Raw genomic sequence first — 24,847 nt, 5'->3', positions numbered from 1 at the left:
GAAAAACTTAACGTCGTGTCCGGGATTAGTTGACCACTACAATGATATGGAAACTGGTGAGCGGATAGATACTCCGATCATCCCCTAAGCGCTTCACTCGTCCCCCTAATTGCTGCGTTAATCTGATCCAAAAGGAGACAGGGGACAGATTTGTTTTTTGCTTCGCTGCGCTGAGAGTTTTCATCGAATGGATTCGCTTGGAGCAACTGACGGCTAGAAATAAATCTGTCCCCTTTTCCATCTGGCTGTACTACGGCGCTAAGTGGGCCGCGGTGCGAGTCGGCCGCCAATACGGCNTTTTTGCTTCGCTGCGCTGAGAGTTTTCATCGAATGGATTCGCTTGGAGCAACTGACGGCTAGAAATAAATCTGTCCCCTTTTCCATCTGGCTGTACTACGGCGCTAAGTGGGCCGCGGTGCGAGTCGGCCGCCAATACGGCACGAGCGAAGGCAAGGCCCGGGAGCTGATCAAGGCCGGCGTTACCTGGGTGGATTGCGTCTTGGAGCGGATGAGGGAGGCAGCTTGAAAAAAGAGTTGTCCATATGGATTAGCTCTGTTTTCATAGCACCGTGTTCAGCTTTTCAAGCGCGACACCACAGAGAAAGCCCGGCCATTGCGTCGGGCTTTTTTGTGCTTATATGGAAAGAGAAAGAGCCGGCATTATCGGGCTTTTAGTTTCTGATTGGGCCGCCGATACATTCACCACTCATTTCAAATGGATGTAATCGGATGGTCATCTACTTGCTCCTGTCGGGGCTCGGCTTAATGGTTGCTATGCAGCTGGTCATTTTCTGCGTTGCCATAAAAAATTCGTTACCCCAAGCCATGCTCTGCTTAGTCATACCTTTTTACGTGTACGTCTATGCGAAGAAAGACTCACAAGCGAAGGTGTTCCTCTGGGGTTGGTATTTGGGAATTGTTTTGCTCACTGCGGGGGTCGTGGCCTCAGCTTAAAGATATCTCCACATATTTATGAGCCTCGGCATTTGCCGAGGCTTTGTCGTTTTCGGCTCCACTACACCCATTGCTCTGAGCTGGGAGTGCTGCTGGAGCTGATTCAAATTCAGTCATACCTACGGAGTTGAGCGCATGGAATTCCTGCATCGCCTGCTCGACAAGCTTCACTGGGCACTGGCCGGATTGATTGGCGCGATTGCCACCAGTTTCTGGCACCGTGATGACTTGGTAGACCGAAAGGCCTGGGCCATCTTCATTTTCTCGGGTGCGGTCTGTCCCCATTACCTGAGGGGCGTGATTAGTTCCTATTTCGGGATGGTGGAGCCGCGCAGCGTTTCCGGTGTTGGTTTCCTCTTGGGCACCTTCGGTGGTTCACTCATCGCCGCCATCACCCGGGCCATCAAAGCCGCTGACCTCTGGGCGTTTATTCGCCAGAGGTTCGGGGGAGGCAATCCACCATGAACCTTGAACTGATCAACTTCATCGCCTGCGGCATGATCGCCTTGTGGGCATTCTGGTGCGTGGTAAGTGGCAAGGTGAGGGACGGCATCCTCGGGAAGCTGATCTACTCGGCTATCGCCATCAGCGCGTACGTGGTCACTACCCGGCATGACAGCTTTCTGTTCGGCCCGACCACTGCCGGGCTGACGCTGCACATCGCCCTGGCTCTGGCCGGCATCCATCACCTGTTCATGGTCACCTACTGGCAGCGGGTAAAAGCCTGGATCTGCCGACATCTGAACTGTGAGCATTGCATGCGGTGTGACAAGGCGCCCGGCGGGGTCGAACGCCGACCCAAGTAAGTCGGGGTGCGCTTCTCAATTATGCGAAGCCGGGACAGCTGCAAATGGTCCGCCCGTGATCAGCTTGCCTTGCTATTCGAAACGCGCTTTCCTGATATCGCCGTGCTTGTTTTGCAGATAGACGGAGTAAGGCAATAAGAGAGTGTCCGCGACAGCTGAGAGGCCCATGTCGAGTACAATAAGTGCTGGGGCGGGGTGTCCATCGAAGCCAGTGTTTTGCCGTGGTTCCGCATCCAGTGTGCAGTAATCAAAAACTGCACCGCTATAGATTCGTGGAACCGAGTCACAGTGGGAATGCCAGCGAGCCAGTTTACCGCTAGCCACAGCATCATCCCGAAAGGTCGTATTGATCGTCCCGCATCCCGACGCTGAAGCGACCGCGAGCACCAACAGAATGCACCTGAAATTCATTGATTCAAGTCCTTTAGAAGAATTTTGGATTGTAGACGAGTGGGTGGAATCGCGAATTCTCAGTTCATAGGTTTCGACACCTTTCGCGCATCAGCAAATTGTGTCGCGGCACTGGAGAGGGTTATGGCGACGATAAGCGTCAAGCTCAAGTCAACTCGCCGCTGGTGGGTTATTCCGCGGTGAGTTGCGCCGCCTACTTGATCGCCGCTGCCAAGAATGCCGGTTTGCCACAGGGTTTAGTTGTAGCAATTCTGCAGGTGCAAGCTCCCGACGAGATAGCGCGTATGGCGACCTGAACGGCGAAGATGAACTAGTCCAGGTCAACACTCGCGAAACTTGTAGCAGAACTGCTTGTGGCGGATGCTGAGCTGGAAAGGCATGAAACTTTGAAATTTTTGCTGGAACGGGCCCGTCCATTTGATCTCTTTCGAAGTGGTCTTGGGCTAGCTTTATCGCCGATTGGGGGCATCGGCGGTGGAATGGGTGGAACCCTGCATAGCGTTCTGCCGTGCGATGTATTCGCGTCGAAACTGATGAAACAACACGCCCGAGGACGAATAATCAATGCCCAAGAAACTTCAGGAAAGCAAGACAGCGACGGCTGCTGAAATTGAGCGCTCCATCCAGGCACTGAACAAAGTGGCAGAACGCCTCTGGGGCGATGGTCGGGAGGCTGAGGCGAAAGCCCTGCTCGATGCCTTGGATGCTTTAAACAGGGCGCTCGACAGGATCAGGATTGGAGAGAGCCGCAGGGTTCTTCATTGAGCGTTTAGAGTTTTACATGACGCCTGCTCGTTCAATGGGTATCACGATTGCGCTGCAGCCACTCATCGACGACCTCTCCAAGCGTTTTAGGTACGCCATCACGTATCCAGGCCATAAAGCCTTTATCAAATTTAAACTTCGCGCCGCAGTGCTCCACCATGAATCTACGGACGTTCTGTGTGTTTCGGTAATTCTTGCAAACTGGCGTATCTCTTGTGAGCTGATCACTGTGCCAATTAAAACTCATGGGCGCGGGCTCCATGCTGAGTGGCCTAATTTGTGAGTTCATGGCATGGGATGCTTGGCGTCTTGCAAGCGGTATCCACACGTCCACGTAACCCTTCTCTCGGGAGGGTTCGAAATCCGGACTGTACTGCTCGAACTCAGGCGCGTCGGCAAGCTCGTATTCGGATTCAGGCAGCCAGTGATTGAAAATCGTGAAGAACGTCTGATGGATCGTCGAGATGTGGCCTTGGTGTCGAAAAACCACATAGTCTTGCCGTGGCACCCTGAAATACCGAAAAGCCGAAGGAAGACCGTCAACGCAGGACACCTCTGTGCCGGCAATGTACTCAAAACTACCGTCCAGTTCAGGATTACAACACAGGCCATAGCTCCAGCTGTTTACCTGGTCTAGAACCTGTCCCAGGTAGGGGGAGAACGCTTGCCATAGGCCGACGATGCCTTCGTTCCTATCGAAGGTAAAACGATCCCCAAGACCCGCTATGAAAAACGCTGCTCTGGTTTCAAAACGGGGTTTGGAGAGTGTTACAAGTTTCCTTTCTTTCATACGTAATGGCTCCACCAGCGAGAGATGTGCATCCTCGTGCCCACGCACCTGCTTCGGAGTGAACCCAAACAGATCGCAGAAGGCGCGCGTAAAAGCTTCATGGGAGCCATAGCCAGCATCCAGCGCTACTTGCAGGATATCCGGTGCGCCTCGACGCAAGGTCAGTGCCGCTTGGCTCAAACGCCGTGCACGGATGTAACGCATCACCGACCAACCCGTCGACACTGCAAACAAACGGGCCAGGGCAAAGGGAGACATGTTGCAATGGCGCGCGACACGTCCCAGATCGAGTTGGGATCCCAGTTCCAGCTCGATGTACCACAAGGCCCTTTCGATACTCAGCATGACGAATCTCGATGAATGCTGAAGCGACGTTATCAAATGAATGGGGACAGTATTTGATCGTTATTGGTTTCCGCTTTCCACGCTAGGGCATATGAACGACCTCCACGTCTGCCTGCGTGCATATCAAGGACGAGCCATAAGGCTACTGCCTACACTGGATTAACTCACTCATCGAAGGATATGGAATGCTCATCGTCTTCAGCGGCCTTCCCGGCACCGGAAAAACGACTATCGCCAATGATCTCGCCGCGACAACAGGCGCCATGTACCTGCGGATCGATACTATTGAGCAGGCGATTCGAAACTCGGGCGCTCTTGCGCAAGATGTGGGGCGCAGTGGTTACATGGTCGCCAATGAGCTTGCGCGGAGTAATCTTCGTTTGGGCCGCACGGTCATTGTTGATTGTGTCAATCCCGTCCTCGAAAGCCGGATCGCGTGGAGCGAAATCGCCTCACAGGCCAGTGTCCGATTAGCAAATATCCAAGTGGTCTGTTCCGATAAAGATGAACATCGACGCCGGGTCGAAACAAGGATGGTTGATGTTCCAGGGCTGACTCCACCAACCTGGCAATCGGTACTGGATCATGAATATGAGCCATGGGATGAAGCTTCGTTTTGCATAGACACAGCCTTGGTCTCTCCGGTGCAAGCGGTCTCGATGATCATCGACCGATTCCTGTCCCGTGAGTAACGTCGGCGCGCGGCGCAGTCCACTCAGAACTCCGTGTCCAGCGCCAACGCTCCCTGAATCCACCGATCCAAACTCCGGTTTTTTCTGTACCTGCCGTTCATCCATTGCCCGGCACTTGCAGTTGCCCAGACATCTCTGATGTTTAAGCGTGGAAATCCCTCGCGTCAGAACGGAGAGCCAACATGGAAATCGACGAGAATGCCCCTGGGAACAAATCCCAGCAGGACGTAACCCGTGGCACGGATAATGAAACAGGCCACGATCCCAAGAAGGACGGCCCCGAGGTTCCATTGCCGGCGGATGACGAGGCTCCTGTCGAGGAGGATATGTCTGATGTGGAGGCGGCCGATTCGGTGGCCAGTGAGCATCCCGACGCTTAGCTTTTGTCCTTGCTGATTTATGGCAAAAGCGGGCGACTTATGAGTCGCCCGTTTTTTGTAGGTCTCAGTTTCTAAAAGCAAGGACTCGGTCCGGTTGTCTACCGCTTGCGCAGACATCAATCCGGGGATCTGCTTGATCTTGCGCGAAAAAATGATGCTGGTATGGTGGCGCCTCGTTTAAATCAGCGTTCAAGAGGGATCTTCTATGCACTCATTTTTCGCCAAGACCTTTGGGGGTCTTACTACCAGCTACTACATCCGCCAATTCCTTTTTGGGCTGGTGTTCGCTGTGATGATCATCTCTTTGGCGGCCAATGGCCCTGGGGGAATCGGTGCCAAGCCTGGGCTGATTGTGTTGGCGGTCATCAACTCATTGCTCTATCCGTATTCTCGATTCGTCTACGAAAGCGTTGTTGGCTACATCATGGGTAACAACGTTTTCTTCGTGAATGCGCTGTTCATGCTGATAGTGAAGGTTTTCACCATGGCGATGTGCTGGTCGTTGGCGATTTTCATAGCACCGGTGGGGCTGGCGTATCTGTTCTGGCGTAATAGCCGGTCGGCGGTTGAGTAAGTCAGCAGTTCAGTGCGTTCGCAGTGATAACTGACGAGAATGGCTAAAGGAAGCCCTACATTGAATCGTAGGGCTCCCTATGACTTCTTTGTTGACACGGTTCCTGTCTTGCGGCCCTGGGTTGTTCAAGTGACGCAGCAAATATTTTAAGAGGCCATCTCTTGTCGAACGTAGAATCTCGCCTGCATGAACTAAAGCTCAATCACATCTACGACGGCTTCAAACAGCTGCTCCCCATTTCTCTGTTCGTCGTTGTATTCGGCGTCGCCTTTGGCCTGGCCGCAGCGCAGTCAGGGCTGAGTGATGTTTCAGCCGTGCTCATGAGCACGCTGGTATTCGCCGGCGCTTCTCAATTTGCTGCGCTGGATCTGTGGGGCCAACAGGTCCCGGTCGTTCCGTTGATGATCACCGTCTTTGCCATCAACGCCCGGCACCTGTTGATGGGCGCCACGCTCTACCCATGGCTACGGGAGCTGCCGGTTGCCAAGCGTTATGGGGTGATGCTGGTGGTCTCGGACGCCAACTGGGCCATGGCGATGCAAGCGTTCAGCCGTGGAAAACCTGGGCTGGGGCTTTTATTTGGCGGTGGCATCGCGCTCTGGGTCGCCTGGATCCTGGGCAGTTGGCTGGGGCTGCACTTTGGCAGCGCCATTGAAGACCCGGTCAGTTTCGGGCTCGACATGGTGATGGGGTGTTTCCTGTTGGCGATGGTCGTGGGCGGGAAGAAGAACCTGCGCATGCTCATCATCTGGACGGTGGCGGCCTGTTCATCGCTGTTGGCCTACTGGTATCTGCCGGCTAACAGTCATGTCGTGGTGGGGGCTTTGGCGGGAGGTATTCTGGGCGCGTTGTGGATGGAGAAAAAACAATGAATATCGACACGGCGGGCCATGGCACCCTGATCATCATCCTGATCATGGCCATCGTGACGTTGGCGACCCGCTGGGGCGGTGTTTTCGTGATGTCGTTCGTGCCGATCAACTATCGGGTGCAGCAATTCATCACGGCAATGTCCGGCTCGGTATTGGTGGCCGTGCTTGCCCCGTTGGCGATCGAGGGTGACAACGGCGCGCGCCTGGCTTTGCTGAGCACCGCAATCATCATGGTGATCGTGAAGAAACCTCTGCCGGCGATTGCGGCCGGGATACTTGCAGCCGCTTTGGTCAGGCAGTTCTGAAACCATGTCGCCCGCTCACAAGCGGGCGATGAATTCCAAGTAACACAGGTCAGAAGTTCAGGGCCAATGCCTCCCCGAACGAGTGGTCCTGAACGCCGGCCATGAAGCGCAGTGGCATCTTCTGTTTTGTTTCGACCGGCGCAATGTCAAAACCACCGACTATTTGACCGTGAAGTGCACGCAGCCGTATCGACTCTTCTTCCTTTGCCTTTGCCATTCTCGCGTGGTTCGCTGCGATTTCATTGAGAGTTGACACGGTACATCTCCGGTGACTGACCAGCAGTGATAAGACGGCCGCCGCGTCAGGGTTACGTCGCCCTGGGGCTGCCATGACAAGTCGGTGCAAACCCTGAGCCAGACGTGGCGGCGAAATGCGCGTCACCTTCCATTAGCGACGAATGGTGGGCACCGGGAAACTCTAACCGCCCACAGATGAATATTTAAAGACGCGGGCGACTTCTCAAGCGTCTGTGTCGGCGCCATAGCCGGCCGGCATGCCTGCCGTCTTGCTGAAGAACGCGACCACGGTGATGCCGATCAGGCTGGTGGCAAGCGCCAGCAGCAGGATCACCTGCTGCGTTCCGACGGGCGCTGCCAGCAGTGCGACCAGCAGCCCCGCCAAGGGCTGTGACAGGTTGTTGAGCAGGGTAATGACGCCGACGGTCTTGCCAAAATCCTTGGCTGGAATGACCTGCTGGCGAATGCTGCGCATGTAGACGTTGAACATCTTGTCGAAGCCGACGATCAGCAGAAATCCGACGACGTAACCCCACACTGTCGGGCTGAATGCTGTGATGAAGGCGCCGGCGGCGATCAGCGTGTAAGACACACTGCCCAAGACTCTCAAGGGCAAGGTCACCCGCGCCAGGAAGAACAGAATGATGATAGTGGTCACGGCCCCGGCTGCCTGTAACCAGGCGTAGTAGTCCTTGCCGGCGCTGTACTCGCCGATCACCATGGCCGCCGAGGTGGCGAGGGTGACGCCGATGATCAGGTTGACCCCTACGGCCAGGCCGATGATTTTTTTCAGCTCGGCCAGGTTGCGGATGTGACCGAAGGCAATGCGCAGCGGGTTCAGCCAGACGTCGTGATGTTGTTCGAAGGTTTCCAGTGTGACCGCGCTGGTGCGCTGCCAGAACAGCATGGCCAGGTCCGCCAGCAGGAACAGTACGGCAATCGCCAGCACCACCCAGTGCCAGGCCCATACCTCCAGCATCAGCGCGGCGATCAGCGGGCCCAGCACCAGCCCGGTCTGGTCGGCGATCTGCGAGTACGACAAGGTCTTGGTGTAGGTGTAATGCTTGAAGATGTAGGGCATCACCACTTCGCGAGCCATGATGCCCTGGGTGGTCAATACACCGCAGACCGCCGAGAGGGCGACGATCCAATAAATGCCGCCAAAAATCATGAAGAGCACCACGGCGGCGATGCACATCACGGCGCGATAAACCTGGCTGATGTGCAGGATTCGAATGGGCGAGAACTTGTCGCACAACGCCCCGCAGATCGGGAACGACAGAAAGCGTGGCAGGGATTCGACGAAGAAGGCCAGGCCCGCCCAGGAGACGCTTTGGGTGGTCTGGAAAACAATCAGCGGGACGATGAACAGCAGTATCTGGTCGGCCAGCCGTGAGAGGAACATTGAAACGAAAAAGGCCAGGTAATCCTTGCGCATGGAGCTCCTTGGAAACGTCGTTGTACGGTATCGGGCCTTGCTGTCAGCGCGCAGTATGATATGGAACTAATATCACTGTTAGCCTCTATATTCACAGGGATGTTCCCTTTTCAGTGAGAACCACCATGTTCAAATCGCGCTCGTTGATTGTTGCGGTTACCTGCTTCGCCCTCGTGGCGGGTTCTACCGCTGTAGTGGCGAACCCGGGTAACGACAAAGGGAACGCCAAATTCGATCAAGGCCAGGGTCAAGGACAAGGAAACAAAGGCGGGCAGGGCAACAAGGGCGGTCAAGGCAACCCAGGTAGCAATCAGGGCGGCAAAGGTAACCAGGGCGGCAAGGGCAATCCATCGGGTGGTGGTGGCGATTGGCACAACGGCCCCAGCATCGACCGCGGCGGCATTCTCGGCCTGGTGAGCGGTCACCGTGATTATTGGAGCCCCGGTCCGCCACTGCCGCCGGGTATCCAGAAAAACCTCGCCCGAGGCAAGCCGTTGCCACCGGGTATTGCCAAGAAGCTGGATGGGCGTTTGTTGGGGCGCCTGCCGCACTATGACGGGTACGAATGGCAGCAGGTGGGCACGGACCTGATTCTGGTGGCGATTGCCACCGGCATCATCTATGAAGTGCTGAACGGTGCGTTCGACTAAAGCGCCAATGGAATAAACAGCAGCCTCATTCGGAGTGATGCCAGTCAGTTAAGCGAATCGCCTGTGGGAGTGAGCAAGCCCGCTCCCACAGGTTTTGCATCAGCTTTCAAGTTGTCGCAGGCGCTTGTACAAGGTGTTGCGGCTGACCCCCAGCCGCCGCGCCAGGTGCGAAATGTTCCCGCCCACCGCCTGCAACTGGCGGTTCAGGTCCTCGACATCGTTCAGGTCGACCATCAGCGGCTCCGGTGTTTCCACCGGCTCCATTTCAAGATCAATGAAGAAGTCGTCTGGCAGATGTTCCGGGCGGATCGGCTGCTCTTCGGCCATTGCCAGGGCCACTTGCAGCACGCTGCTGACCTGGCGCAGATTGCCTGGCCACGGATGGCGTTCGAACAGATCCAGCACTTCGCGGCTCAGGCCGGCCCATTGTGTGGGTTCACGGTGGTGCTCCCAAAGACGTTTGAACAGGGCCTGTTTGTCATTGCGTTCGCGCAGGGGCGGCAGTTCCAGGGTCAGGCCGCCGATGCGGTAGTACAGGTCTTCGCGGAACCGGCCCAGTTGTACCTGTTCGCGCAACGAGCGGTTGGTGGCGGAGATGATGCGAATGTCCACCGGGAACAGCTCGGCGCTGCCCACCGGTTGTACGCAACGCTCCTGCAACACTCGCAGCAATCGGGCCTGGGTCGGGAGGGGCATGTCACCGATCTCATCGAGGAACAGGGTGCCGCGGTCGGCCTTGCGGATCAGGCCGATACTGCCTTTTTGATTGGCGCCGGTGAAGGCGCCTTTTTCATAACCGAACAGTTCCGATTCCACCAGCTCGGCGGGGATCGCCGCGCAGTTGACCGCAATGAACGGCTGCTTGCTGCGGGAGCTGGCCTGGTGAAGGGCTTTGACGAACACTTCCTTGCCGACCCCGGTTTCGCCGTGGATCAGCAGTGGAATGTCCTTCTCCAGCAAGCGTTCGGCCTGGCGTACGGCTTTTTCCACGCGGCTGTCGCCGAAGTGCAGGGTATTGAGGCTGATCACGTTCGCGGCGGGGGCGGACGAGGGCGCTGGCTCGCTGAAGACCCGGGCCTTGACCGTCACCTGTTGCGGGCGTCTGAGCAAACACTGGAAGCGATTGCTCCCCGACGCTTGCAGGGCGAACGGCAGGCCGTCGGGCTGGTTCAGCAGCTCCAGCAGCGAAACCTTGAACAGGCTTTCGATGCTCACCCGTGACAGGCGCAGGCCCAGCAGATTGTCGGCGCGGCGGTTGGCGGAGAGCACCTGGCCGGTTTCATCGAAAATCAGCAGCCCGGCCCATTGGCTGTCGAGGTTGTTCAATCCGGTGTTGAAGGTCAGTTGGAAATGCTCACCGCGAAACAGGTTGAGGATCAGCCGGTTTTCCACGGTCTGGCTCATCATCTTGACCATGCCCAGGGTGTGGGAGGGCGGCAGGTAGCTGTCGCTGGAAACGTCCAGCACTGCGATGACCTTGCGCTCGGCGTCGAAGATCGGCGCGGCGGAGCCGGTCATGAAGCGGTTGGCCTTGAGGAAGTGTTCATCGTGTTCGATGTGCACCGCCTGTTCACAGGCCAGGGCGGTGCCGATGGCATTGGTGCCGCTGCAGCGCTCCATCCAGCTCGCCCCGGCGCTGAAACCATGGGCCAGTTTCGGTTCGATAAAGCGCTGGGTCCCCCACGAGGTCAGCACCTGGCCCTGGTTGTCGGCCAGCATGATCAGGCAATTGGAGTTGCTCAGGATATTCTCGTAATACGGCAGGACTTCCTGGTGGGTGGTCTGCACCAGCGAATGCTGGCTTTCCAGCAACTGGGCAATGCCTTCGGCGGGCAATTGATCGAAGGCAGGCACACTCTGGTGATTCAGGCCAAAGGCGCGGCAGCGGGACCAGGAGGCCTGGATGATGGCTTCGTGGGACAAGGCTGGAGCAGGTGCGGCCATGGGGCACTCTCGCAGATGTTGTTTTTATTGTTGTGATAAGTCTCGCACATCCTCCTTGTGCTGGGGCATGCCTGAATGTCACTTGATACACGAAACCTGTGGGAGCGAGCCTGCTCGCGATAGCGTTTGATCAGTAGCATTGATGTGCCTGACACAAAGCTATCGCGAGCAGGCTCGCTCCCACAGGATCGAAGTCAGGCCGGCCGAAAACCTTTATTCAGTGTTGTTCAAAATTGTTCATTGTCAACCAGCAATCTGTTCAGTTGTTCAGTCAGGTTGTTCATTTTCGTTCATCAACGAACGTTCTTTTCTGAAGGATAAGAGAAAAAATCAACAGGATCATGAGCTTGTGATTTATGGCACGGCTTTCGCTTTTAGACTCGGGTCGCTTGACTCCAAATAATAAAAAGGCCGAGCCATGTCATTAACGCTTGAGCACATTTGTCGCACCGTCGAAGGCCAGACCTGGATCGACGATGCCAACCTGAGTTTCGAACCCGGATCGTTCAACGTTCTGCTGGGCCGCACGCTGTCCGGCAAGACCAGCCTCATGCGCCTGATGGCCGGTCTGGACAAGCCCGACAGCGGTCGCATCCTGATGAACGGCGTTGATGTCACCCAGCGCCCGGTGCGCCTGCGCAACGTGTCGATGGTCTATCAACAGTTCATCAACTACCCGACCATGACGGTGTTCGAAAACATCGCCTCGCCGCTGCGCCAGGCCGGTGTGTCCAACGAGGTGATCCAGAGCAAGGTGCTGGAAACCGCGAAGATGCTGCGCATTGAGAAGTTCCTGCAGCGTCACCCGCTGGAGCTGTCCGGTGGCCAACAGCAGCGCACCGCCATGGCCCGGGCGCTGGTCAAGGACGCCGAACTGATCCTGTTCGACGAGCCTCTGGTGAACCTGGACTACAAGCTGCGTGAGGAACTTCGCCAGGAAATGCGCGAACTGTTCCAGGCCCGCCACACCATCGCCGTCTACGCCACCACCGAACCCAACGAAGCCCTGGCTTTGGGCGGCACGACGACGATTCTGCATGAGGGCCGGGTGATCCAGAGCGGCAAGTCGGCCTCGGTGTATCACCAGCCGCAAACCGTACTGGCCGCCGAGCTGTTCTCCGAGCCACCGATCAATCTCATGCCGGGCCGCATCGCCGGCAATGAAGTAAGTTTCGCCAATTTCGTGCACTTTCCGCTGAACGTCGATCTGCGGCCGGTGGGCGAGGGTGAGTTCCGCTTCGGTGTGCGGCCCAGTCATATTTCCCTGGTGCCGAGCAACGACGACGACCTGGAACTGGCGGTGACCGTCGAGGTGGCCGAGATCAGCGGTTCGGAGACATTCCTGCACGTGCGCAACGAGCATTTCCTGCTGGTGCTGCACTTGTCCGGCGTCCATGAATACGACGTGGATGAGCCGATCCGCATCTACATTCCGACCCACAAACTGTTTGTCTTCGATGCCCAGGGCAAGCTGGTCCAAGCCCCAGGCCAGCGTATTGCGAGGGTTGCCTGATGGCTGAAATTCGTTTGCAGAACCTCGCCCACAGCTACACCAGCACCCCAGCGGGCCCAGAGGATTACGCGATCCGCGAGATGAACCACATCTGGGAGCAGGGCGGCGCCTATGCGTTACTCGGTCCATCGGGCTGCGGCAAATCCACCTTGCTCAATATCATTTCCGGACTGCTGGGCCCCTCTGAAGGCCAAGTGATGTTCGACAGCAAAGTCGTCAACGACCTGACCCCGGAGCGTCGCAACATTGCCCAGGTGTTCCAGTTTCCGGTGGTGTACGACACCATGACGGTGTTCGACAACTTGGCCTTCCCGCTGCGTAACCAGGGCATGGCGGAGGCGAAAATCCACACCAAGGTGCAGGAAATCGCCGAGGTCCTGGACCTGCAGAACCTGCTGGACAAAAAGGCCCGCAACCTCACCGCCGACGAAAAACAGAAGGTCTCCATGGGGCGCGGGCTGGTGCGCGACGATGTGTCGGCGATCCTCTTCGATGAACCGCTGACGGTGATCGACCCGCACCTGAAATGGAAACTGCGGCGCAAGCTCAAGCAGATCCACGAGCAGTTCAATATCACCATGGTCTACGTCACTCACGACCAGTTGGAAGCTTCTACCTTCGCCGACAAGATCGCGGTGATGTATGGCGGTCAGATCGTGCAGTTCGGTACGCCTCGGGAGTTGTTCGAGCGTCCGAGCCACACCTTTGTCGGCTATTTCATCGGCAGCCCGGGGATGAACCTGATCGAGGTCACGGCACAACCCGGCGGCGTCGGTTTCGCTTCCACCCACTTTCCGCTGTCCGAAACGTTGCAACGCGGTATTGCCCAGGCCGAAGGCAAAAGCCTGAAGGTCGGTATTCGTCCTGAATTTGTCCATGTCTGGGACGGGCCTTACGACGATGCGATGCGGGCCGATGTGGTCCACGTCGAGGACCTGGGCACCTACAAGATCCTCACCCTCAACCTCGATGGCGCGCCGATCAAGGTGCGCCTGGCCGAAGACAAACCGGTGCCCGAAGGCACTGCGTACATCAGTTTTCCGGGCCAATGGCTGATGGTGTATGCCGATGAATACTTGCTGGAACCGTTGAGCGAGGTGCAGCCATGAACAAGGTGCAGAACAACAAGGCCTGGTGGCTGGTGTTGCCGGTGTTCCTGCTGGTGGCGTTCAGTGCGGTGATCCCGATGATGACCGTGGTCAACTATTCGGTGCAGGACATCTTCGACCAGTCCAGTCGTTATTTCGTCGGTGCCGATTGGTACAGGCAGGTGCTGCTCGATCCACGGCTGCACGACTCGTTACTGCGCCAGTTCATCTATTCGGCGTGCGTACTGCTGATCGAGATTCCGTTGGGCATCGCCATCGCCCTGACCATGCCGACCAAGGGCAAATGGTCGTCCCTGGTGTTGATCATCCTGGCGATCCCGCTGCTGATTCCATGGAACGTGGTGGGCACCATCTGGCAGATTTTCGGCCGCGCCGACATCGGCCTGATGGGCTCCACGCTCAACGCCATGGGCATCAACTACAACTATGCGGCCAACACCATGGACGCCTGGGTCACGGTATTGGTGATGGACGTCTGGCATTGGACGTCCCTGGTGGCGCTGCTCTGCTATTCCGGGTTGCGGGCGATTCCGGACGTGTATTACCAGGCCGCGCGAATTGACCGGGCCTCCAACTGGGCGGTGTTCCGGCATATTCAGTTGCCGAAAATGAAGAGCGTGCTGCTGATCGCGGTGATGCTGCGCTTCATGGACAGCTTCATGATCTATACCGAGCCGTTCGTGCTCACCGGCGGCGGGCCGGGTAACGCCACCACGTTCCTGAGCCAGACCCTGACTCAGATGGCCATCGGTCAATTCGACCTGGGCCCGGCGGCAGCGTTTTCCCTGGTGTACTTCCTGATCATTCTGTTGGTGTCGTGGCTGTTCTATACCGCCATGACTCATTCCGACGCCAACCGTTGAGGCCCGCGCCATGAGCAAGAGAAAGCTGATTCCGTTGCTGATCTACATCCTGTTCCTGCTGGTGCCCATTTACTGGCTGCTGAACATGTCGTTCAAGAGCAACACCGAGATCCTCGGCACCCTGACGCTGTGGCCCCAGGATTTCACCTTCCAGAACTACAAGGTGATCTTCACCGACCCGAGCTGGTACACCGGTTACCTGAACTCGCTGTACTACGTCAGCCTGAACACGGTGATTTCCCTGGCTGTGGCGTTGCCGGCGGCCTATGCGTTTTCCCGCTACCGTTTCCTGGGGGACAAACACCTGTTCTTCTGGCTGCTGACCAACCGCATGGCGCCGCCAGCGGTGTTCCTGCTGCCGTTCTTCCAGCTGTACTCGTCCATCGGGCTGTTCGACACTCATATCGCTGTGGCCTTGGCCCATTGCCTGTTCAACGTGCCGCTGGCGGTGTGGATCCTCGAAGGGTTCATGTCCGGGGTGCCGAAAGAAATTGACGAGACTGCCTACATTGACGGCTACAGTTTCCCCAAGTTCTTCGCGAAGATCTTCATCCCGTTGATCGGCTCCGGCATCGGCGTCACGGCGTTTTTCTGCTTCATGTTTTCCTGGGTCGAACTGTTGCTGGCGCGCACCCTCACCTCGGTGAATGCCAAGCCGATCGCGGCGGTCATGACCCGCACGGTCTCGGCATCGGGTATCGACTGGGGCGTGCTGGCGGCGGCGGGGGTGTTGACTATCCTGCCAGGCATGCTGGTGATCTGGTTCGTACGCAACCATGTGGCCAAGGGCTTTGCCCTGGGCCGGGTCTGAGGAGACGATGATGGAATGGATGAACTGGACCGGCCCGACGGCGGCCTTCTTTGGTGTCATCGCCTTGCTGCTGGCAGGCATGACTACGTGGGAACTGCGTTCGCCGAGTATCCCTCGGCGCGGTTTCCTGCCGATTGCCACCACCCGTGGCGATCGGTTGTTTATCGGTCTTCTCGGTAGCGCCTACCTGCATCTGCTGGTAATCGGCGCCACCGACTGGAGCATCTGGATAGCGTTCGCGTTGTCTTTGGTGTGGCTGTTGGCAGTGATGCGGTGGGGCTAGTCGAAGGTTCGACGATCAGGCTCTTAAACCCAAACAGGAGGTCTCTATGTTCGATAAAAACAATAAGCTGCGACATAGCGTTTCATTGGCAGCCGTGCTGGCACTCAGCGGGTTGAGCGCTGCGGCCTGGGCCGACGCCTATGAAGACGCGGCGAAAAAATGGATTGGCAGTGAATTCAAGCCGTCTACCCTGACAGCCGAACAGCAGCTCGAAGAGCTCAAGTGGTTCATCAAGGCGTCCGAGCCATTTCGCGGCATGAAAATCAACGTGGTGTCGGAAACCATCGCCACCCACGAATATGAATCCAAGGTGCTGGCCAAGGCCTTCAGGGACATTACCGGGATCGAGCTGACCCACGACCTGTTGCAGGAAGGCGACGTGGTGGAGAAGCTGCAGACCCAGATGCAGTCGGACAAGAACATCTACGATGGTTGGGTCAATGACTCGGACCTGATCGGCACGCACTTTCGCTACGGCAAGACCGCATCGATCACCGATATGATGGCCAACGAAGGCAAGGCCTACACCTCGCCGACCCTGGACCTCAAGGACTTCATCGGCACTTCGTTCACCACCGCGCCGGACGGCAAGCTCTATCAACTGCCGGACCAGCAGTTCGCCAACCTGTACTGGTTCCGCGCCGACTGGTTCGAGCGGGCCGACCTGAAGGCCAAGTTCAAGGAAAAGTACGGCTACGAGCTGGGTGTACCGGTGAACTGGTCGGCTTATGAAGACATTGCCAAGTTCTTCACTGAAGACGTCAAGGAAATCGACGGTAAGCGCGTCTACGGTCACATGGATTACGGCAAGAAGGATCCGTCCCTGGGCTGGCGCTTTACCGATGCCTGGTTCTCCATGGCCGGTGGCGGCGACAAGGGCCTGCCCAACGGCTTGCCGGTGGACGAGTGGGGTATTCGCGTCGAAAATTGCCATCCGGTCGGCTCCAGCGTGACCCGTGGCGGCGACACCAACGGCCCCGCGGCTGTGTTCGCCACCACCAAATACGTGGACTGGATGAAGAAGTACGCGCCACCGGAAGCGGCGGGCATGACCTTCTCCGAATCCGGCCCGGTGCCGTCGCAAGGCAACATCGCCCAGCAGATCTTCTGGTACACCGCTTTTACGGCCGACATGACCAAACCGGGCCTGCCGGTGATGAACGCCGATGGCACGCCGAAATGGCGCATGGCGCCGTCGCCGCGCGGACCGTATTGGGAAGAGGGCATGAAGCTGGGCTATCAGGACGTGGGCTCCTGGACGTTCCTCAAGTCCACGCCTGAGAAGCAGAGGCTGGCCGCCTGGCTCTATGCGCAGTTCGTGACGTCCAAGACCGTATCGCTGAAGAAAACCATTGTAGGTTTGACGCCGATTCGTGAGTCGGACATCAACTCTCAGGCCTTGACCGATCTGGCGCCGAAACTCGGTGGGCTGGTTGAGTTCTATCGCAGCCCGGCCCGTGTGCAATGGACCCCGACCGGGACCAACGTGCCGGACTATCCACGCCTGGCTCAGCTGTGGTGGAGCCACATCGCCGAAGCCGCCAGCGGCGAGAAGACTCCGCAACAGGCACTCGACGGGTTGGCCAAGGATCAGGACGCAATCATGACCCGCCTGGAACGCTCCAAGGCCCAGGCCACCTGCGCCCCGAAAATGAACCCTGAGCGCGACGCGCAATACTGGTTCGACCAACCGGGCGCACCGAAGCCGAAACTGGCCAACGAGAAGCCTAAGGGTGAAACCGTGAGCTACGCCGAACTGCTGAAATCATGGGAGGCGGCGCGTAAATAAGCTGGACCTGCAATGAATGAACGGCACCGTAAGGTGCCGTTTTTTTTTGCGACCGGCCCCTCGACGCGCAAAACGGTGGGAGCAAGGCTTGCCCGCGATGGCGGTGGCACATCCCGCATTAATGCCAACTGACCCGCCGCCATCGCGAGCAGGCTCGCTCCCACAGGGGGATTGGGTAGCGGAGTTGAATCAGCCCGCCTTGGCCGGGCTGATAGGAGGGTGTCCGGCCACTGGCGATGGCCCGGCTTTCATCAGGGCCTCCAATGCTTGGCGGTAGGTGCTGCCCGCCAGATTCATGCTGTTGTTGTGGGTTGCGCCTGGCACCAGCAACAAGCGCTTTGGCTCCAGGGCGGCGTTGAATAATTGTTCGCTCAAGCGTGGTGGGACGTAGCGGTCGGCGGCGCCGTGCACCACCAGCAACGGCATGTTGATCTCGCGGATCTTGTCGATGGAGTCGAACTTCTGCGACAGCAGCCAGCGCACCGGCAGGGAGGTGTTCGCCATGGCGGTGGCGACATCGCCCAGAGAGGTGAACGTGGATTCGATGACCAGACCTCGGGCGGGCACGAGGCTGCCGTCTTTCGCCGCCTTCTGGCCAAGCTCCGCGGCGAGGTCTACCGCCACGGCGCCACCCAGTGAATGGCCGTAGATCAGCCGCAGGGCCGGGTCCGGTTGCAGCACTTCAAGACGCTGCCAGGCAATGCGCGCATCTTCATAGACGCTGGCTTCCGACGGCAGATCGCCCTGGCTTTTGCCGAAACCACGGTAATCGATGGCCAGCACCGAAAAGCCCAGGGCCCTTAACTGCCGAATACGAAACAACTGACCGGTCAGGTTCCAGCGCACCCCGTGCAGGTACAGAATCGCCGGCGCGTTCTTGCGTTCGGCCGGCCACCACCAGCCGTGGATATTTTCCCCGGCCTTGAAGCTCTTGGGCTTGAGGTCGAACTCCTGCACGTCGCCCGGCAAGCCGCTGAACCAGGTTGCCGTACCCGGCTCGATCCGAAACACCAGTTCACGTTCCTTGTGCTGCAACACGCCACAGCCCACCGGCAGCCCGACCACCATCGCGCTCATGCACAGCAAAGCCAGCCAGCGTCGCCCAAGGCGGGAGAGAAGAGACGAAGACATCGATGCGATTCGCTACTCAAGGCATGAAGGTGCTTTTTATCAGATTCGCTGGAAGGGTGGAGGGATTTCGGATGGCTTGTTGTCGCGTATCCTAAATCACTGCACATCCCCATATTGGGTCAATATCAAAGCCTTCACCGCCGCGCCGTACGCCACCCTAGGTACGCCCGACAGGCGTTTATGCAACACTTGGGTCAGTGAGTCCCCTGGCATCAGGCTCGCGTCGCCAAAGTCTTCATCCAGGTGCAGTGGATGAACGATTACCTCAAGCGAGCCGTGACCTGGCGGCGCGGCGTGGTGCAGGTCGGCGGGTGTGCAGACGTAGTCGGCTGTCGCGCCGCACAGGCTGCGCAGGCGACGGTTGAGCATGGTCTTGAACAGGCGCTTGGGCAGGTTGAGATTCGCCCCCAGGTTACGCGCCAACCGAATCGGCACGCCGTGTCGGGCGGCAAAGCGGGCCACCAGCTCTCCAATGGGCCAGATGTTATGTACGTGTTGATGAGAATCGAGGTGGCTAGGCCGCAGGCCGTGGTCCAGGCAGCGTTGCCATTGGGCATCAAGCTCTTCCTGTACCGCGCGGAGGTCCTTTGAACCAAGGCGCAGGCAGTAGCGCGAGAGGTTCAGGTCGAACTCGCCGTTCGTGTCGCAAAACGCCGGTCGCGAAGCAATGGTCTGGCTCAGCGGGCGGCCGAAGCTGAGATTGAAATGCAGGCCGATTCGGCCGTCGAGTAGCGGTTTGCGGGCCATTTCACAAGCTTGCTCGAAAGCCGGCATGTTGGCCATGGCCGTGGCCGAACTGATCACGCCAGCCTCGAAGGCCCGCAGAATCAGGGAGTTTTCGTTGAGATCGAGTCCGAAGTCGTCAGCGTTGACGATCACTTGGCGTGGCATTCACATTCTCCTGGCGCTTGGGGGTAGATGACGAAGTCGCTGTCGCGCTTTGCCCGGTCGGGCGCTTGCGCAGTAACGGTTTCAGGCTTTTCCATAACCGCAAGGCGAGCCCCAGTACCAGGCCATCGGGCTGCCATGAATAAAAACTCCAACGCCAGTGCTCCAGTTGTCCGGTCATGCGTTCATGCAGTTGATGGCTCGAGTTCTCCAGGCTGACCCGCGAGGCATCGATCCAGCGCCAGTTGTCATCCAGCCCCCAGCGAATCCACTCCTCGAGCAGAACCCGACCACTGCCCAGGTCGGCATGCTGTGGCAGGAACGCCAGGTTGTAGTCGTACAGTCGTCCCTGATCCAGCAGGCCGAGGCGATAACTGATGCAGCGACCGTCCAGTTCCAGTATCACCACCCGCACCATGCCCTCGGCGGCGAGCGCAGTGAAGGCGTGATTCATCCATTGCCGACGGCTGGGGTCGGCGAAAATGCCGACACCTTCTTCTCCTTTCCAACTGGCTGCCTCGACTTCGGCAAGGTCGTGCAGCAGCAGCCCCATGCTGATGGCATCGGGTGTCACCCGGCGGATTTGGGCACCGCATGCGGCGATCCGCTTGCGCGCCCGGCGTAACTTGTAGCGCGGATCACCGGATATCTCCTGGCGGTCGCTGTCGCTGATCAAATGCACCGGCACCCGGCAACTGAGTCGCCGTTCCCCGGTCGAGCTCAGGGCCATCCAGGCACTGAGGACGCTTCCTTCACCCACCGGTTCGGTCACTTCATTCAACTGTAGTAACGCATGGGGCAGATGTTGGCGGATCTGCATCAGCGCCTCTGCCATACCCTCGGCTTCCAGACGTATCAGCGGCGCGATGCGGTCAGCCAATGGATAGCCCAAGTGACGCAATACCCGGAAACGCAGCCCACAGATACGTTCGCGCCCCGAAATGAGCGGCAGACACAGGCACAGTGTCTGATCCTGCCAGCCAAGCAGTATGTTGAGCTGCTGATCTGGCAGCAGCGCAAATTCCGCCGCTTGCAGCCAGGCCAATGTGTTGAACGGTGTAGTGTCGGGCACCAGGGTTCGCAGCTGTTCATAAGCTGTTGCAGGGAACTGCGCCGCGCCCAAGGAACGGCACCATTGGAACCTGATCGCCATGGACATCAGGCCGCCGCAGTGGTGGCGGACGGCTGGGCCGGTTTGCGAAACGGGTCCAGTAGTGAGCCGCTATAGAACGTGTCGCGGAAAAAACGCCAGCGGCCAAACAGGCAATACACGTGGGTGATTTGTCCGCGCTCCTGATAGTCCATGCGCAGGTGCAGTTTTACGGCTGGAATGTTCTCCAGATCGCAGACGTCGACTACTTTGTCGCTGCCTTTGTCGGCCATGGTCTTCCAGAGATCCAATTGCACATCCACCGATAGCTGACTGCCCCAATAGGCGCGGATCATTTCACCGCCGAACTCGAAGAACTCGCCCGGCTTGACCGGGAACCAGCAACCATAGAAATGGCGGTCGAAATAGTCGCGTTGACTGCCCCAGATGAAAGCGACGGTGTTGCCCTTGTCGTCCAGATACATCAAGCCGGTGTGGCCTTCGGCTGCCAGCTCACGCATGGTCTCGACACGGTCGCCGAAGTGAGTGGCGAAAGCGTCGGCGTTGCTGGTAGTGATGACTTCCCTGCGCAAAAGTGGATAAGGCTTAAGTTTGCAAGGCCGCACAGGACTGACCAGATCCCGCTCCATCCATATCAGTTGGGAGTGAAAAAACACGTAGCGTCTGCACAGCTTTTTGAGCACGGTGCGCAGGCCTTTCTTCTGAATGCGATCACGCAATTTTTGCAGAACGTTCATAGTGCCTCCTGACGGGTGGCGGGTTGGGAAATGGCCCCCATCGCGAGCTGGCTCGCGATGGGGTTTTGGCTGACGAGCGCACTCATGCTGATGTCCCCATCAGCCTCCGGCGCATCGGCAGCCAGTCGCTGGGCAGGATGATCTGTGTCTGCCACGGCGCCACACCGCTGGGACGGCAAGGAGCGACACCATTTGAGCCGGATCGCCATGGACATCAGGCCGCCGCAGTCGATGCAACCGGCTGATCCGGTTTTTGAAAAGCGCCCAGTGCCGAGCCGCGGTAAAACGTGTCGCGGAAAAACCGCCAGTGACCGAACAGGCGATACACGTGGGTGATCTTGCCGCGCTCCTGGAAGCCCATGCGCAGGTGCATCTTGATCGCCGGGATGTTTTGCAAGTCGCAGACATCGACCATCGTGTCGCAACCTTTGTCAGCCATGATCTTCCAAATTTCCAACTGCATGTCCGCCGACATCCTGGAACCCCAGTAGGCACGGATCATCTCGCCACCGAACTGAAAGTACTCGCCAGGCTGGATCGGGAAGTTGCAGCGATAGAAATGGCGGTCGAAATAGTCTCGCGTACTGCCCCAGGCGAAACCCACGGTGTCGCCTTGAGCATCCAGGTACATCAAGCCTGTGTAGCCCTCCGCCGCCAGCTCGCGCATGGTTTTGACGCGGTCGCCGAAGTGCCGGGCAAACGCGTCGGCATTGCTGACCGTGATGAACTCCAGGCGCATTGGTGGGTAGGGTTTGAGGTTATGCGGGGGAAGCGGGGTCCGCACATCGTGCTCCAGCCACACCAGTCGGGAGTGGAAATACGCGTAGCGCCTGAACAGCTGTTTGAGCACAGCGCGCAGGCCTTTCTTCTGGATGCGATCACGCAATTTTTGCAGGGACTTCATGGTGCCTCCTGACGGGTGGCTTGTTGGGAGAAAAGGGGCGTGTTCCAGTCCATGGCAAAACAGGGTGTCTCCGGGTAGGAGAAACCCGATCTGATGGGTTTGCATCGGCACCGGGCCGACCCCATCGCGAGCAGGCTCGCTCCCACATTGGAGGTGTAGCGGCCGCAGCTCTTGTGCCCGGCGCCGGGCCACTGTGGGAGCGAGCCTGCTCGCGATGACGATCTGCCTGACGACGGCGTTCATGCGGATTTCCCCATCAGCATCTGCCGCATCGGCAGCAGGTCACTGGGCAGGATGATCAGCGTCTGCCATAGCGCCACGCCGCTGAGGCGGCAGTACATCGCCAGTAGCGCGACGGTCACGGCCATATAGGCGATCGAAGACGCCGCGGCGGCCCCGACGATGCCGTAACGCGGAATCAGGATCAGGTTCAATGCCAGGTTCAATAACGCTCCCACACCCATCAGTAGCGAAACCGTGCCGGGCCGGTTCTTGCCCAGCAGATCCAGGCGCAGGATGCTCGCGTAGCACAATCCGAACAGCCCCGGCAGCAGCGCCAGCAAGGCGGGATAGGCTGGTTGGTAGGCCGCGCCGAACAGCGTGACGATCAGCCATTCACCAATCAGTGCCATGCCCAGGCAGGCGCCGAGCATGACCGTGGCGGTCAGGCGCAGGGCCAGAGGCGTCAGGCGTTTCATGTCGGAGTCCTGCTGTAGCAAACGCTTCATCAGCGGCGTGGTGACCGCCTCAGGCACAATCAGCAGCAGTTCGGCGGCGGCGCTGGCCATGGCGTAATGGCCCAGGGCAGTGCTGCCCAGCAGGGCGCCGATGAACAGGTAGTCCGAGCGCAGTACCACTTGCTGGAACAGTAAATCGGGGTGGCTGCGGGCACCGTAGCGCAACAGCTCCTTCTGGTTGGAGCGATCCCATTGCAGGGTGAACCTGTGGTCCCGCCGCAGCCAGACCCAACCGGCCAATACCACCAGGCTCAGACCCGCCAGCCAACTGATCAGTGCGGCCTCCAGGGCGGTGTCTTTCCACATCCAGAACAGCGCCAGAAACAGCAACAGTGGCGCCAGGGATTCCATCAGCCGCAGGGCATTGAAGGCGCCAACGCCGCCGGACGCATTGTGCAGTGTCAGCAGGCCGCTCTTGAGCACGGTCAACGGCACGGCCAACAGCAGCAGCCACGCCAACAGTCCCAACTGTGTGGTGATGTCCAGTTCGCCGCCGAATTCGCGCACCAGTGCCACCACCAGCACCGTCAATAACCCGGCCAACAGGCAGCCGAAGACCAGCACCTGGCTGAGCAGCAGGCCCATCGAGCGTTGTTGAGCCGCTTGATAGCCCACGGCCGAATTCAAGCCGCCACTGGTGACGGCGCTGATCAGGTCCGGCAGGGTGCTCAGCAGGGCGAACAGCCCGCGTTCACTGGGCCCCAGGATCCGCGCCAGCAGCACATTGCGCAGCAGGCGCAGGCCGATCATCGCCAGGCGCGTGCCCATGCTCAGCGCCAAGTGCTTGAGGTAGTGGCCGCGGCTCATGGGCGTGTCCCCCGGCGAATGCGCCAGGCCAGCAATTCAGGGTGCTGGGCATTGCGTTGGCTGACGCCGAAGCGTGGCAGGTTCAATGGATCGCCGTCGGTGCGATACAAGCCGGTTTCGGTGCCCAGGGCAAATGGGAAACCGTGGGCTGCCACTTGTTGACGCACGCGCTCATCGTGATCGCCGTTGGGGTAGCAATACACCGGCAGCGGCTGGGCGCAACCGTTCTCCAGGGCCGCCCGACTGCGGCTCAGCTCTTCGTGCAGACGCTGATCATCCAGCGCGGTGAGAATCGCGTGGCTGGCACCATGGGGGCCGAAGCGGATGAGCCCGGAATCTTCCAGCATTCGTACCTGGAACCAGTCCAGGGCCTGGGGCTGGGCGCCCGTGGGACAGGCGTCGGTGAGGTCGTTCAAGACCTGCGGGTCAAGGCTCTTGAGGCTCTGCAGATAATGCATCAGCGACAGGCTGCGGCGCTGCTCATCCAAGTCATCGAGCATCACCGGCAATGGCCGGCCGGCGTGCTGCAAATGCTCGATCAACGAGTGTCGCGCCACTTGGCCATGGCTGCCCCACAGGGTTTCGCCGATGCTTTCCCACCAGAAGTGCTGGCGGCTGCCGATGAAGTCGGTGGACAGGAAAATACTCGCCGGCACCTGGTATTGGCGCAGCAAAGGAAAGGCATTCATCGCGTTGTCGCGCCAGCCGTCGTCGAAGGTCAGCGCCACTCGCGGGCGATTCGGGACGCTTTCAGGATCGGCCAGCAGCAGGCTCATCAAGGGCACGCATTCGAAATAGCGTTGCAGCCAGATCAGCAAGCGCTCGAAAGCCTCAGGTCCCACGCACAATTCGTTGCGATGGGGCAGCTCGGCGGCGCGGTCATTGTTAAGGACCCGGTGCAGCATCAGAATCACGCCGGCGCCACGCAACGGACCACGGCCCAGGGACGTGTTCAGGTACAGCCAGCCGCCGGTGCGCTTGCAGACTTGTTTGATGGACAT

Annotated in this window: 27 protein-coding genes and 1 pseudogene; 15 read left to right on the top strand and 13 right to left on the bottom strand. The window is 58.7% G+C overall.

From position 1 onward, the window contains the following. Positions 1–1,089: 1,089 nt before the first annotated feature. Together MKS85_RS19435 and MKS85_RS19430 are read left to right on the top strand one after the other, a co-directional pair. Positions 1,090–1,419 carry an MFS transporter gene (locus tag MKS85_RS19435; RefSeq protein WP_188251356.1) on the top strand — a complete coding sequence of 110 codons (330 nt, stop codon included), beginning with the start codon at positions 1,090–1,092 and terminating at the stop codon, positions 1,417–1,419. Further along, the gene (locus MKS85_RS19430) at positions 1,416–1,760 is read left to right on the top strand and encodes a hypothetical protein (protein WP_188251355.1); all 345 of its coding nucleotides are present in this window, start codon (positions 1,416–1,418) and stop codon (positions 1,758–1,760) included. The genes MKS85_RS19435 and MKS85_RS19430 overlap by 4 nt, the downstream gene beginning before the upstream one ends. A 72-nt stretch (positions 1,761–1,832) precedes the next feature. On the opposite strand, the gene MKS85_RS19425 is transcribed toward MKS85_RS19430, so the two are convergent. Further along, positions 1,833–2,171, bottom strand: a complete 339-nt coding sequence (locus tag MKS85_RS19425) for a YceK/YidQ family lipoprotein (RefSeq protein ID WP_188251354.1) — start codon at positions 2,169–2,171, stop codon at positions 1,833–1,835. Positions 2,172–2,735: 564 nt separating this feature from the next. On the opposite strand from MKS85_RS19425, the gene MKS85_RS19420 reads away from it, so the two are divergent. Continuing rightward, positions 2,736–2,936, top strand: a complete 201-nt coding sequence (locus tag MKS85_RS19420) for a hypothetical protein (protein ID WP_188251353.1) — start codon at positions 2,736–2,738, stop codon at positions 2,934–2,936. 31 nt (positions 2,937–2,967) lie between these two features. Here the strand turns inward: MKS85_RS19420 and MKS85_RS19415 are convergent, their stop codons facing one another. Beyond that, positions 2,968–3,183 carry a DUF6434 domain-containing protein gene (locus MKS85_RS19415; RefSeq protein WP_214914446.1) on the bottom strand — a complete coding sequence of 72 codons (216 nt, stop codon included), beginning with the start codon at positions 3,181–3,183 and terminating at the stop codon, positions 2,968–2,970. A gap of 78 nt (positions 3,184–3,261) precedes the next feature. Next, positions 3,262–4,071, bottom strand: a pseudogene (locus tag MKS85_RS19410) (GyrI-like domain-containing protein); the annotation flags it as partial. Between the two features lie 185 nt (positions 4,072–4,256). Here MKS85_RS19410 and MKS85_RS19405 point away from each other — a divergent pair. The 5 genes from MKS85_RS19405 (at position 4,257) to MKS85_RS19385 (ending at position 6,894) form a co-directional block, all read left to right on the top strand. Then, complete coding sequence (locus MKS85_RS19405) at positions 4,257–4,763, top strand: AAA family ATPase (RefSeq protein ID WP_047228563.1); 507 nt, start codon at positions 4,257–4,259, stop codon at positions 4,761–4,763. Positions 4,764–4,945: 182 nt separating this feature from the next. Continuing rightward, the gene (locus tag MKS85_RS19400) at positions 4,946–5,143 is read left to right on the top strand and encodes a hypothetical protein (RefSeq protein ID WP_047228562.1); all 198 of its coding nucleotides are present in this window, start codon (positions 4,946–4,948) and stop codon (positions 5,141–5,143) included. 205 nt (positions 5,144–5,348) lie between these two features. Continuing rightward, entirely contained in the window at positions 5,349–5,717 is a 369-nt protein-coding gene (locus MKS85_RS19395; RefSeq protein ID WP_047228561.1) for a hypothetical protein, read from the top strand. Between the two features lie 161 nt (positions 5,718–5,878). Then, positions 5,879–6,589, top strand: coding sequence for an AzlC family ABC transporter permease (locus MKS85_RS19390; RefSeq protein ID WP_173406747.1), 711 nt, complete (start codon positions 5,879–5,881; stop codon positions 6,587–6,589). Further along, the gene (locus tag MKS85_RS19385) at positions 6,586–6,894 is read left to right on the top strand and encodes an AzlD family protein (protein ID WP_047228559.1); all 309 of its coding nucleotides are present in this window, start codon (positions 6,586–6,588) and stop codon (positions 6,892–6,894) included. The genes MKS85_RS19390 and MKS85_RS19385 overlap by 4 nt, the downstream gene beginning before the upstream one ends. 49 nt (positions 6,895–6,943) lie before the next feature. Here MKS85_RS19385 and MKS85_RS19380 read toward each other — a convergent pair whose 3' ends face one another. Beyond that, the gene (locus tag MKS85_RS19380; RefSeq protein ID WP_188251352.1) at positions 6,944–7,150 is read right to left on the bottom strand and encodes a hypothetical protein; all 207 of its coding nucleotides are present in this window, start codon (positions 7,148–7,150) and stop codon (positions 6,944–6,946) included. A 204-nt stretch (positions 7,151–7,354) separates the two neighbouring features. After that, on the bottom strand, positions 7,355–8,569 hold the full coding sequence (locus MKS85_RS19375; RefSeq protein ID WP_139049570.1) for an MFS transporter: 1,215 nt from the start codon (positions 8,567–8,569) through the stop codon (positions 7,355–7,357). A gap of 125 nt (positions 8,570–8,694) precedes the next feature. Here MKS85_RS19375 and MKS85_RS19370 point away from each other — a divergent pair, with 125 nt between their 5' ends. Continuing rightward, positions 8,695–9,219: an anti-virulence regulator CigR family protein gene (locus MKS85_RS19370; RefSeq protein WP_047228556.1), complete on the top strand. Its 525-nt coding sequence runs from the start codon at positions 8,695–8,697 to the stop codon at positions 9,217–9,219. A 99-nt stretch (positions 9,220–9,318) separates the two neighbouring features. Here MKS85_RS19370 and MKS85_RS19365 read toward each other — a convergent pair whose 3' ends face one another. Continuing rightward, the gene (locus MKS85_RS19365) at positions 9,319–11,163 is read right to left on the bottom strand and encodes a sigma-54-dependent Fis family transcriptional regulator (protein WP_188251351.1); all 1,845 of its coding nucleotides are present in this window, start codon (positions 11,161–11,163) and stop codon (positions 9,319–9,321) included. Positions 11,164–11,581: 418 nt separating this feature from the next. On the opposite strand from MKS85_RS19365, the gene MKS85_RS19360 reads away from it, so the two are divergent. Genes MKS85_RS19360 through MKS85_RS19335 form a run of 6 tightly spaced genes read left to right on the top strand, consistent with a single transcriptional unit; the run spans position 11,582 to position 17,531 of the window. Continuing rightward, positions 11,582–12,676, top strand: coding sequence for an ABC transporter ATP-binding protein (locus MKS85_RS19360; protein WP_047228554.1), 1,095 nt, complete (start codon positions 11,582–11,584; stop codon positions 12,674–12,676). Next, positions 12,676–13,785 carry an ABC transporter ATP-binding protein gene (locus tag MKS85_RS19355; RefSeq protein WP_188251350.1) on the top strand — a complete coding sequence of 370 codons (1,110 nt, stop codon included), beginning with the start codon at positions 12,676–12,678 and terminating at the stop codon, positions 13,783–13,785. Before MKS85_RS19360 ends, MKS85_RS19355 begins: the two co-directional genes overlap by 1 nt. Continuing rightward, the gene (locus MKS85_RS19350) at positions 13,782–14,648 is read left to right on the top strand and encodes a carbohydrate ABC transporter permease (RefSeq protein ID WP_047228552.1); all 867 of its coding nucleotides are present in this window, start codon (positions 13,782–13,784) and stop codon (positions 14,646–14,648) included. Before MKS85_RS19355 ends, MKS85_RS19350 begins: the two co-directional genes overlap by 4 nt. A gap of 10 nt (positions 14,649–14,658) precedes the next feature. Then, complete coding sequence (locus MKS85_RS19345) at positions 14,659–15,459, top strand: carbohydrate ABC transporter permease (RefSeq protein ID WP_047228551.1); 801 nt, start codon at positions 14,659–14,661, stop codon at positions 15,457–15,459. Positions 15,460–15,469: 10 nt separating this feature from the next. Continuing rightward, complete coding sequence (locus MKS85_RS19340; protein ID WP_047228550.1) at positions 15,470–15,742, top strand: DUF2160 domain-containing protein; 273 nt, start codon at positions 15,470–15,472, stop codon at positions 15,740–15,742. Positions 15,743–15,788: 46 nt separating this feature from the next. Then, positions 15,789–17,531 carry an ABC transporter substrate-binding protein gene (locus MKS85_RS19335; protein WP_047228549.1) on the top strand — a complete coding sequence of 581 codons (1,743 nt, stop codon included), beginning with the start codon at positions 15,789–15,791 and terminating at the stop codon, positions 17,529–17,531. 189 nt (positions 17,532–17,720) lie between these two features. Here the strand turns inward: MKS85_RS19335 and MKS85_RS19330 are convergent, their stop codons facing one another. The 7 genes from MKS85_RS19330 to MKS85_RS19300 all read right to left on the bottom strand — a co-directional run bounded on the left by MKS85_RS19330 (position 17,721) and on the right by MKS85_RS19300 (position 24,847). Continuing rightward, on the bottom strand, positions 17,721–18,662 hold the full coding sequence (locus MKS85_RS19330) for an alpha/beta hydrolase (RefSeq protein ID WP_076383943.1): 942 nt from the start codon (positions 18,660–18,662) through the stop codon (positions 17,721–17,723). Between the two features lie 96 nt (positions 18,663–18,758). Then, the gene (locus tag MKS85_RS19325; RefSeq protein WP_047228569.1) at positions 18,759–19,553 is read right to left on the bottom strand and encodes a ChbG/HpnK family deacetylase; all 795 of its coding nucleotides are present in this window, start codon (positions 19,551–19,553) and stop codon (positions 18,759–18,761) included. Then, on the bottom strand, positions 19,525–20,703 hold the full coding sequence (locus MKS85_RS19320; RefSeq protein ID WP_076386594.1) for a GNAT family N-acetyltransferase: 1,179 nt from the start codon (positions 20,701–20,703) through the stop codon (positions 19,525–19,527). The genes MKS85_RS19325 and MKS85_RS19320 overlap by 29 nt, the downstream gene beginning before the upstream one ends. Positions 20,704–20,708: 5 nt before the next feature. Then, on the bottom strand, positions 20,709–21,398 hold the full coding sequence (locus MKS85_RS19315; RefSeq protein ID WP_047228547.1) for a hypothetical protein: 690 nt from the start codon (positions 21,396–21,398) through the stop codon (positions 20,709–20,711). Positions 21,399–21,612: 214 nt separating this feature from the next. After that, positions 21,613–22,302, bottom strand: a complete 690-nt coding sequence (locus MKS85_RS19310) for a GNAT family N-acetyltransferase (RefSeq protein WP_076383944.1) — start codon at positions 22,300–22,302, stop codon at positions 21,613–21,615. 239 nt (positions 22,303–22,541) lie between these two features. Then, positions 22,542–23,846 (bottom strand): lipopolysaccharide biosynthesis protein, encoded by a 1,305-nt coding sequence (locus tag MKS85_RS19305; RefSeq protein WP_188251349.1) that lies wholly within the window; start codon positions 23,844–23,846, stop codon positions 22,542–22,544. Next, a complete protein-coding gene (locus MKS85_RS19300) occupies positions 23,843–24,847 on the bottom strand; it encodes a polysaccharide deacetylase family protein (protein WP_107322255.1) in 1,005 nt (334 codons plus the stop codon). The genes MKS85_RS19305 and MKS85_RS19300 overlap by 4 nt, the downstream gene beginning before the upstream one ends.

The organism is Pseudomonas sp. JL2, from assembly GCF_031570495.1.
GTDB lineage: Bacteria > Pseudomonadota > Gammaproteobacteria > Pseudomonadales > Pseudomonadaceae > Aquipseudomonas > Aquipseudomonas rhizophila.
Note: the sequence above shows the minus strand (reverse complement) of the source record. Positions and strands in the feature narration are given on the sequence as shown.

What these genes read in the sequence shown, in the direction of transcription:
- MKS85_RS19315 (WP_047228547.1), bottom strand. Translation starts at nt 21,398, where the DNA reads ATGAACGTTCTGCAAAAATTGCGTGATCGCATTCAGAAGAAAGGCCTG.
- MKS85_RS19425 (WP_188251354.1), bottom strand. Translation starts at nt 2,171, where the DNA reads ATGAATTTCAGGTGCATTCTGTTGGTGCTCGCGGTCGCTTCAGCGTCG.
- MKS85_RS19435 (WP_188251356.1), top strand. Translation starts at nt 1,090, where the DNA reads ATGGAATTCCTGCATCGCCTGCTCGACAAGCTTCACTGGGCACTGGCC.
- MKS85_RS19420 (WP_188251353.1), top strand. Translation starts at nt 2,736, where the DNA reads ATGCCCAAGAAACTTCAGGAAAGCAAGACAGCGACGGCTGCTGAAATT.
- MKS85_RS19385 (WP_047228559.1), top strand. Translation starts at nt 6,586, where the DNA reads ATGAATATCGACACGGCGGGCCATGGCACCCTGATCATCATCCTGATC.
- MKS85_RS19395 (WP_047228561.1), top strand. Translation starts at nt 5,349, where the DNA reads ATGCACTCATTTTTCGCCAAGACCTTTGGGGGTCTTACTACCAGCTAC.
- MKS85_RS19305 (WP_188251349.1), bottom strand. Translation starts at nt 23,846, where the DNA reads ATGAGCCGCGGCCACTACCTCAAGCACTTGGCGCTGAGCATGGGCACG.
- MKS85_RS19320 (WP_076386594.1), bottom strand. Translation starts at nt 20,703, where the DNA reads ATGGCGATCAGGTTCCAATGGTGCCGTTCCTTGGGCGCGGCGCAGTTC.
- MKS85_RS19360 (WP_047228554.1), top strand. Translation starts at nt 11,582, where the DNA reads ATGTCATTAACGCTTGAGCACATTTGTCGCACCGTCGAAGGCCAGACC.
- MKS85_RS19335 (WP_047228549.1), top strand. Translation starts at nt 15,789, where the DNA reads ATGTTCGATAAAAACAATAAGCTGCGACATAGCGTTTCATTGGCAGCC.
- MKS85_RS19355 (WP_188251350.1), top strand. Translation starts at nt 12,676, where the DNA reads ATGGCTGAAATTCGTTTGCAGAACCTCGCCCACAGCTACACCAGCACC.
- MKS85_RS19300 (WP_107322255.1), bottom strand. Translation starts at nt 24,847, where the DNA reads ATGTCCATCAAACAAGTCTGCAAGCGCACCGGCGGCTGGCTGTACCTG.
- MKS85_RS19350 (WP_047228552.1), top strand. Translation starts at nt 13,782, where the DNA reads ATGAACAAGGTGCAGAACAACAAGGCCTGGTGGCTGGTGTTGCCGGTG.
- MKS85_RS19345 (WP_047228551.1), top strand. Translation starts at nt 14,659, where the DNA reads ATGAGCAAGAGAAAGCTGATTCCGTTGCTGATCTACATCCTGTTCCTG.
- MKS85_RS19400 (WP_047228562.1), top strand. Translation starts at nt 4,946, where the DNA reads ATGGAAATCGACGAGAATGCCCCTGGGAACAAATCCCAGCAGGACGTA.
- MKS85_RS19340 (WP_047228550.1), top strand. Translation starts at nt 15,470, where the DNA reads ATGGAATGGATGAACTGGACCGGCCCGACGGCGGCCTTCTTTGGTGTC.
- MKS85_RS19330 (WP_076383943.1), bottom strand. Translation starts at nt 18,662, where the DNA reads ATGTCTTCGTCTCTTCTCTCCCGCCTTGGGCGACGCTGGCTGGCTTTG.
- MKS85_RS19375 (WP_139049570.1), bottom strand. Translation starts at nt 8,569, where the DNA reads ATGCGCAAGGATTACCTGGCCTTTTTCGTTTCAATGTTCCTCTCACGG.
- MKS85_RS19415 (WP_214914446.1), bottom strand. Translation starts at nt 3,183, where the DNA reads ATGAGTTTTAATTGGCACAGTGATCAGCTCACAAGAGATACGCCAGTT.
- MKS85_RS19310 (WP_076383944.1), bottom strand. Translation starts at nt 22,302, where the DNA reads ATGAAGTCCCTGCAAAAATTGCGTGATCGCATCCAGAAGAAAGGCCTG.
- MKS85_RS19370 (WP_047228556.1), top strand. Translation starts at nt 8,695, where the DNA reads ATGTTCAAATCGCGCTCGTTGATTGTTGCGGTTACCTGCTTCGCCCTC.
- MKS85_RS19325 (WP_047228569.1), bottom strand. Translation starts at nt 19,553, where the DNA reads ATGCCACGCCAAGTGATCGTCAACGCTGACGACTTCGGACTCGATCTC.
- MKS85_RS19365 (WP_188251351.1), bottom strand. Translation starts at nt 11,163, where the DNA reads ATGGCCGCACCTGCTCCAGCCTTGTCCCACGAAGCCATCATCCAGGCC.
- MKS85_RS19430 (WP_188251355.1), top strand. Translation starts at nt 1,416, where the DNA reads ATGAACCTTGAACTGATCAACTTCATCGCCTGCGGCATGATCGCCTTG.
- MKS85_RS19405 (WP_047228563.1), top strand. Translation starts at nt 4,257, where the DNA reads ATGCTCATCGTCTTCAGCGGCCTTCCCGGCACCGGAAAAACGACTATC.